General features: G+C 45.2%; 1 protein-coding gene. It reads left to right on the top strand.

Going from position 1 to position 560, the window contains the following annotated elements; genetic code table 11:
- Positions 1-14 precede the first annotated feature (14 nt).
- Entirely contained in the window at positions 15-449 is a 435-nt protein-coding gene (locus tag L977_RS09090) for a type II toxin-antitoxin system HicB family antitoxin (protein ID WP_032679779.1), read from the top strand.
- The last annotated feature ends 111 nt before the right edge of the window (positions 450-560 follow it).

Raw genomic sequence — 560 nt, 5'->3', positions numbered from 1 at the left:
CTTTGGAGGTGAGTATGTTTTTTTCTGTCGGAGTTGAATCTCCTAAAGATGCTGATACAGCATTCGGTATAAGCGTACCGGCTTTTGATCAGTTTGATTATGGGTGTGTATCCGCTGCGGATGAACAATCTGATATACCCGTAATGGCGCGAGAGGCTATTTTAAGTATCGTGGAAGAAATGCTTCTTAGCGGAGCGCATTCTGTCGAAGATATTAAAGATGCTGGCTTTATGGTTTATTCGGCTAATGCCGAATACGCGCATTGTGACTCTTGGTTTATGATTGACGTGGATCTGTCCGAATTTGAAGGTAAACAGCAACGCGTGAATATTACATTGCCAGATGTGCTGATAAAGCGAATCGATGGATTTATCCAGGGGAATCGTTCAGCGTACAAAGATCGGAGCCATTTTTTGGCTCAGGCAGCGCGGCATGAACTGGCAAAATAACTGACATTCCGGGCACGCAGAAAAAACCACGCTTTTAAGCGTGGTTTTTTCATGTAGGCGGCAATATGCCAGCAAAAAATTGTGGCCGGTCGCAGCTGCAGCTGGCGAAAT

The sequence above is a fragment of the Enterobacter sp. ZOR0014 genome (assembly GCF_000798855.1).
In the GTDB taxonomy this organism is placed as follows: domain Bacteria; phylum Pseudomonadota; class Gammaproteobacteria; order Enterobacterales; family Enterobacteriaceae; genus Enterobacter; species Enterobacter kobei.
This window is presented reverse-complemented; position numbering and strand designations above follow the sequence as displayed.

Bases quoted from the DNA above. Each gene is read 5' to 3' on its own strand.
- L977_RS09090 (WP_032679779.1), top strand. From the start codon at position 15: ATGTTTTTTTCTGTCGGAGTTGAATCTCCTAAAGATGCTGATACAGCA.